Source organism: Bacteroides sp. AM37-9 (assembly GCF_003603455.1).
GTDB lineage: Bacteria > Bacteroidota > Bacteroidia > Bacteroidales > Bacteroidaceae > Bacteroides > Bacteroides xylanisolvens.
Genome location: NZ_QTNF01000052.1, coordinates 22,771 through 29,940 on the forward strand (window position 1 = coordinate 22,771; position 7,170 = coordinate 29,940).

General features: G+C 44.4%; 4 protein-coding genes. All 4 read right to left on the reverse strand.

Annotated elements, in window-relative coordinates; translation table 11 throughout:
• Positions 1–95: 95 nt before the first annotated feature.
• Entirely contained in the window at positions 96–1,901 is a 1,806-nt protein-coding gene (locus tag DW862_RS23940; protein ID WP_120070924.1) for a corrinoid protein, read from the reverse strand.
• A gap of 142 nt (positions 1,902–2,043) precedes the next feature.
• On the reverse strand, positions 2,044–4,290 hold the full coding sequence (locus DW862_RS23945; protein WP_120070927.1) for an alpha-xylosidase: 2,247 nt from the start codon (positions 4,288–4,290) through the stop codon (positions 2,044–2,046).
• Between the two features lie 152 nt (positions 4,291–4,442).
• Positions 4,443–6,302 carry a right-handed parallel beta-helix repeat-containing protein gene (locus DW862_RS23950; protein WP_004314695.1) on the reverse strand — a complete coding sequence of 620 codons (1,860 nt, stop codon included), beginning with the start codon at positions 6,300–6,302 and terminating at the stop codon, positions 4,443–4,445.
• A 111-nt stretch (positions 6,303–6,413) separates the two neighbouring features.
• On the reverse strand, positions 6,414–6,893 hold the full coding sequence (locus DW862_RS23955; protein ID WP_004314693.1) for a DUF456 domain-containing protein: 480 nt from the start codon (positions 6,891–6,893) through the stop codon (positions 6,414–6,416).
• Positions 6,894–7,170 lie beyond the last annotated feature (277 nt).

The window sequence follows — 7,170 nt, forward strand, 5'->3', positions numbered from 1 at the left end:
ATTTTCTTTCAGGCAAGGATTACATGGATTTCACGGTTTTAATAGGCTATGTAATTAAGAGCCGTGTTGATCCGTGTAATCCGTGCCTTTTTATTCTATTTTTTATTTCCAATCAGTTCTTTGGCAACTGCTACAGCTGTATTCGCATTATCACTATATCCGTCCGCACCGATTTCGTCAGCAAACCCCTGACTGACGGGTGCTCCGCCAATCATCACTTTCACTTGATTACGAATACCGGCCTCTTCCAATGCCTGAATAACCTCTTTCATATACGTCATGGTAGTAGTCAGCAATGCGCTCATGCACAAGATGTCAGCATGGTTTTCCTTCACAGCTTCCACAAACTTGTCACAAGTCACATCAATACCAATATTAATGACTTCAAAGCCGCAACCCTCCAGCATGGAAGCCACCAGGTTTTTACCAATATCATGGAGATCTCCTTTCACTGTACCGATGACAATCTTACCGATTGTAGTGGAAGCACTTCCTGCCAATAAAGGTTTCAGTAGTTCCAAAGCCCCTTTCATGGCACGTCCTGCCATCAACAGTTGAGGAACAAAAGCTTTTCCATCCTGGAAACGTTGTCCCACTTCGCCCATTGCCTTAATCATATAATTATTGATAATCATTTGGGGTGCTATTCCTTCCGCAATGGCTTGCCGGGTGATTTCAACCGCAGGTTCCAGTTTCCCGGCAACAATGGCTTCATACAGAGGTTTCAGTTTATCCTCTTCCCGATGTTGTTCTTCCCGTATACAAATACGTTCCTGTCCGGTAGCTGCCAAGTCGGCATCCTGTTGATGTTCATTGGTATTTACAGCGGTAGAAGAACCGGTATATTCTTCAACAATCCGCATGGCCTGTTCCACTTCCTTTTCGTTATGAAAATCCATTTCCAAATGTACACCGTCCGCGCCGATATGATCCAATAGGGGTTTTAGTTCGTCTAATGTCACCCAGCAAGCCATCACGCTCTTTCCGCCTGCCAGAATCTTCTTATACAGATCGTACCATTTGGGAGATCCTCCTTGTGGTTCGCCCACTCCGGGAGTCCATTGAATCGCATTCAATTCTTCAATTTCAAGCAAGGCAGGCAGGTGATGCATAGCTCCCACTCCATCCAGATGATAAAGGGTATAATCAATCTTCTGACATTGTTCACGAATAAAAGGTTGCACAAACCGGCGATAATCATCCTGACTAATCATGGTCGAAATATCACTTTGCAGTTTACTCATCTTTCCGGGAGCCCAGGACGAGAAATAACAGAAAGCCATCTCGTCGCCTTCACGGATGATGTCGTATAGTTCATCAAATACTTTGAAGTAGATGTCGTTGATTTGCTGCATCTGTTGTTCCAGGATTTCGGGCTGCATCACTGTGTCCAATAATACCCTATCCGTTCCTTTCAGTGCGGCCAGAACATCCAGTCCTTCCATCAGGTCGGGCATACCGACAAAGTAGTGTCCGTTGGCTTTCGCTTTACAGGCTTTCAGGAGTTCTTTATGAAGAATCCAGTTCGGGTGTTCGGGGTTAAAGATTATTTCATCGGTGAAATCCGGGTTGGGATGAATCCAGATGGTGTCTTCCCCGCCTTCAAACACTCCGCCTAAAATGGCGGCTAGAGAACCGGGACCCAGTTGGGTATTCGCAACCGGAAGAATATCCGCTTTCAGGCTGCTGTGCGCTACGTACCAGTCCAGATATTCAGCTCTCCATTGAGGGTCGAACCACTTTTGCGACAAATCTTTTGCCGGTGCGGGAGGTGTTATCTCTGCATGTGGTTGCACTCCTTCCTGGAAGTGTTCCCACATATTGAGAATGATTCCTTTATGGTTCCACCAATTTATATAACGTTGTTTTGTTTCTTCTAAATTACTCTTCCATGTTTTCATACTCTGCCATTTTATTTATTCTACTCAAGTTTCGGAAGTAATTTATTAGGTTGAAAGCCTCTTGCTATATAGCGTAAGGTATCACTCTACGCAATATTATGTAAGCCTTTCAGGCTACTTACAAAACTTGAGTTATTTCTATTTATCTATTCCAAAATCCTTTATAATCATTATCTATGCGTAAAGCCATGCTCTTGCTTAAATCCATTTCATCCGTACAGTCCACGTCTTCCGGATAGATGGGGATCACGGCATTTGCACGCACATATACGGGCATTTCTTCCAATGGAACGTATACGTCTTTCAGCCAGCATGCTCCTTCCAGACGTTCTCCCGTAAAGAAGTTCACCCATTTTCCTTCGGGAAGATAGATATCCCGACGGTTCTCGCTGTTCATCACCGGAGCTACCAGGAAATCATTGCCGAAATAGTATTCATCATCTATATGCCAACAAAGTTTATCTTCCGGATGATGCAGAATGAGTGCCTGCAAGAGCGGATAGCCGCTTTCTATGGCTAGTTTACTTTGTACTACGATGTATGGAATGAGCGAATAACGCAATTTCCACCACTTTTTCACCAACGGAGCTATGGTCGGATAGTGCCAGGGTTCACGCTTATTGGTTCCGTGATAACGGATATGCGATGTGAATACGCCGAATTGGGTCCAACGCATGTACACATCATCTGCTACTACCGAGTTCATAAAATTGGGCAATGTATGGAAGCCGGGAACATCATGGCTCCAAAAAGCAAATCCCGACAGGCCGAAATGTAGACCGCCTTTCAGAGAACCTGCCATTCCATCCCAGGAACTACAGGAATCGCCTCCCCAATGCAAAGGATAACGCTGGCATCCCGCCCATGCGGAACGTGCCCAGACTATGCCGTCACCTGTCACTTCTTTCGTAATTTCGTAAGCGGCCTTTTGATAAAGCAGGGCATACAGGTTGTTCAACAATTCCGGCTTCATACCTTTATAGAGGGCGTCCATGTGAATGTTTTCACCGAAATCGGTTTTGATACAGGTTACTCCCATATCCAGGAGTTGTTTCAATAGTCCTTTGTACCATTCGGTTGCTTTCGGATAAGTAAAGTCGATTGTTCCGGCATAATCCAGGGCGGAGAAGTTGGAACCATCGGTCGCTTGTTGTTTGGTCAATGGGGCTATATAATCATTGGCTCTGGCTTCATCAATCTGCTCTGCATTTTCTGCAACGTATGGAAGTTGCCATAAAGAGACACGATAGCCGTTCTTTTTCAATCGCCCGATGAATTCTTTCGGATCGGGGAACCGTTCTTCATTGAATTTCCATTCGCAGAGCCAATCGGTACGGAACCAGCCCGTATCCAGATGAATTACATCACAGGGATAGTGTTCGGCACGCATACGGTCGCATATTTCGTCTACTTCATCGGCACTGAAATAAGTCATACGGCTCATCCAAACGCCAAAGCTCCAAAGAGGAGGCATAGACGGATAGCCGGTCAGGTCACGATAACCGCGAAGAATATCTTCCATCGTATCACCGCCTATCACAAATACATCAAGCAATGCCTGGTCGCTTAGAAACTGGACGGAACGGGTGGAATGTCCGGCCAGCGAGAGCTTGCTATGAGCACATGTGTGGTAGAATGTTCCGTACATTCGGCTGGATAGATAGAAGGGGATATTCTTATAAGTACGCCGGTTATTGACTCCTTGCCCATCTTGGTTTTTCAGGAAGAAAGTCTGTCCGCTCAAGTCCATTTTAAAGAAACGTTCTCCGGTTCCGGCAAAACATTCATCGGGCTTACATTCAAAAGAAAGCGTTGCACGTTCTTTCCGACCGTCGCGTTTGCAAAAGGCAACAGGTAACGCATCGTAGCGGGGAGGCGAAAAATGATCGTAGGCTGACAAGCGGATTTCACGTTTTCCGTCAGGGTATAAAGTGATGTCAAGCGTTTCTTGAGGGTCGGGAAGCAATTCGCTCCATCGGTCTAATAGAGGCTCTTCCACATTGATAACGGCACGCTTCGTTCCGTCCTCCGTCGAAAGAATCCATTTTCCTTTTTGTTCTTTTATAAACAGGGGCACTTTCTGAATCCGGTCACTGAATTGTAGCATTTCCGACTCATCTGTCAGTACATAATCGCCGAAGCCAAGAAACAGGCGGGTGATGCCGATGTTATACTGACGGATGATTAACGTATATTCCTCTTGGGGAACATCGGTATCCGCCATCATATCGTTAGCCAGCTTTTGCTTCTGAAAGGGAACTGTTACGTAAATATCTCCTTCCTTTTCATAAACAGCCGTTGGCTTGTATGCTTTCCAAAGCGACTCATTCCTTGATAACTCGGTATCGAAATCAAGGAAATCAAATAAGTGGTAGTTCGTTGGTTTCATCTATTTTATTGATTAAATATCGTTTATTGATTACTATAATTATCATATTAGTTTGAATGATTACCATAGTAGTCTAGTTCTAATGATTATTACACTTGTTTATTGATTGCTATACTAGTACATTGATGACTATGTTAATCCATTGATTTGTTTCAATCTTGCTTTATTCTTCCGGCTTTGTATTTAATACTGTCCGCCACTTGAGGGCCGTTATTCTTCCACACGTTCTTTTTCCCGGGGCGGTTCGAATCAAAACGTTCAGTGGGACACCAGTTGTTTTCCATTGTATATCCGTCCGTAGCTTCATCCAGATAGATATAAAAAGCACGGTCATTCGTAGCGTAGGGGGCTTCGATTAAATGTTCGATCCGGTTATTTCGCATGACGGAACCCGGCTGGTTGGAAAGAGTATACAGGCCGCCTGCATCGTATAGCCGACGGGCAAAGTGATGTACATAGTTTGCTTCTATCCGGTTATTGCACATTCCGCTCTCCAGCGATGTCCATCCCCAGCCTACACAAATCCCTGAATAGTTCAGATGGCAGACTTCATTATGAGAAATATCCATGTTTCTGACATATCCGGCGCCGATACCTACACATCCCCAGTCTTCATTAGTCACATTACTGATGAAATTGTTTCTGATAGTAATATGGGAACATAATTCCCGTACGTCAACAGGAATAAAAGGGACGTGCGTCTCAAATCCTCCGTCCGGAAACGCGCCGACCAGTAAAGCCGTTCCTCCAATATCCGTAAATTGACAATCTTCGACGCTCGATGCTGTGACTGCCCATTCATAATCCAGTCCGGTGGATGATAAATGACGGAACGTGCAATGCTTGAAATCAATATGTTCGGCACCTTTTACACGTATCGCTGTTTCGGGACGGGTGATCCAGGCTTGGTTCTCCAGTTCCGCTTTTTCCGGAAGCCCCGGTTCTTGTAGTTTATAGGCATCCAATAAAGGAAATCCCCCTTGCAAGGTGACGTGCCCCTGAAAAGAAGGACGCATCCAGGAGGTATGCGCAAAAGTAATTCCGTTAAATTGTATATGTTTTACCGGACGAGACAATGTACCGTCTATGGTCACTAAAGTTTCCAAGGCAGGGATAATCACTTCAGCTGTTTCCATATTTTCGCCCGCCTGCGGATAATAGTAAATCGTGCCGGAAGGATATTCCTGGAACCATTCACCGGGTTGGTCCAGCAATTCCAGTGCATTGGTCAGGCAAAAGGAAGAATTTCCTTTCTCTCCTCCGATGACGGGTTGCGGCCAGGGATGAGCAAACTCCAGGTGACTTTCGGGTTCATGGAAGCGAACTACAGCTTGTCCGTCTTTCGCGTCTATACTTTTCACGCGCAAAATAGCAATCGCCCAGCGTTGATGGACAATCATTTCCAGTTGGCCGGCATTTTGTAGTCTCTTCGGATTTACACTTTGAGAAACGGGGATCGTTATTGTTTGTTCTTCCGGATTGAAGTCAATCATTCGTTCCAATCCTCCGTCAGGAAATTGCGCAGCTCTTTGAACTTTATGACCGTTCACCCACATTTGCCGGGTTTCTACCCTTCTATTTCCTATTAGGGGAGCCTCTGCCGACCATATCTTCTGCTTTAGCTTTTCAGGAATTGCCGGATGATTACATCCACGCTTCCACCCCGTAACAGCAACTCCACCACTAATCACAGGATGAGCACCATCTACTGCACAAATCACTGTTGGAGAATCGGGTGTCCCACTATCTTCTGGACGAAGAAATAGAGAATTGCGCTGGGCATAAACACCCTCTTCCAAACGAATATAAATTCCTCCGGCTACTTCCGGCCGATTCAGTCTACGCCATTCACGAGCCTGCTTGATTGCCCGGTTTAATGTATAAAACGGAGCTTCCTTTGTCCCGGAATTCTTATCATTCCCCTGCAGGGATACATAAATTTCTCCCGCAAAAAGCGAGGGAAACCACCCCAAGAAAATGATAAAAGAAAGATAAATAAAAGTCTTTTTCATGGTACTACCTCAATGTGCTACTTCAATAAAGACGAACACACATCGATTTAGTACTCTATGTAAAGGCAATAGATAGGTTATTCTTACGAATGTTTTACAACATCAAATAGGTTACCGAATAAGACCTATGATAAATTGATAGCAAAAATAACCACAGACAACGAACTTCAGTAAAGTTCCGAATATAAATCCGAGTAAAGAGCCCACACCTGATTTAAGTGCCTGCGAGAACTCTTTATTTCCTAATAGTTCACCAATCACCGCCCCTAGAAACGGACCGAGAATAATGCCCCAAGGCAAGAAAAAAAGACCGACAAGAGTTCCTATGATACATCCCCAATTACCCCATTTACTACCGCCACTATATTTACTTCCCAGCATCGGAGTGAAATAATCCAATACCTGCAAAACAGCTACAATCAATAACCATACGATTAATTGTGTCGTAGAATATTGTACCTTATCCGTGAAGTGCAGAATGACCAACCCCACATAAGCAATAGGAGGACCGGGAAGAAACGGCAGAATACAGCCTGCTAACCCGGCTATCATACAAAGGGCACTAATTACGATCAAAATAATGTCCAACATAGTCTGTTCTTTTTTTAGTTCTGCACAAAAATACAGTATCTTTCAGTAAATACAAGCTAACCCCGAGAATTATTTCCACCCCTTCACTGCTGTTTCAAAATAGCTTTGCCAGGGCTGCAGTTCTTAGTGTGAATGAGTTTTTCCAATACTTTTTTGAGGATGCCTCGTACCCAACAAGAACTTTTACTATCTTTGTGTCGTTAACGCTATTAATAAGCAAGTTATAAAATAAACACCTAACGGAATAGCAAATTTGAGTAAAGCGTAGCGAACAGAC

What these genes read in the sequence shown, in the direction of transcription:
- DW862_RS23955 (WP_004314693.1), bottom strand. Translation starts at nt 6,893, where the DNA reads ATGTTGGACATTATTTTGATCGTAATTAGTGCCCTTTGTATGATAGCC.
- DW862_RS23945 (WP_120070927.1), bottom strand. Translation starts at nt 4,290, where the DNA reads ATGAAACCAACGAACTACCACTTATTTGATTTCCTTGATTTCGATACC.
- DW862_RS23940 (WP_120070924.1), bottom strand. Translation starts at nt 1,901, where the DNA reads ATGAAAACATGGAAGAGTAATTTAGAAGAAACAAAACAACGTTATATA.
- DW862_RS23950 (WP_004314695.1), bottom strand. Translation starts at nt 6,302, where the DNA reads ATGAAAAAGACTTTTATTTATCTTTCTTTTATCATTTTCTTGGGGTGG.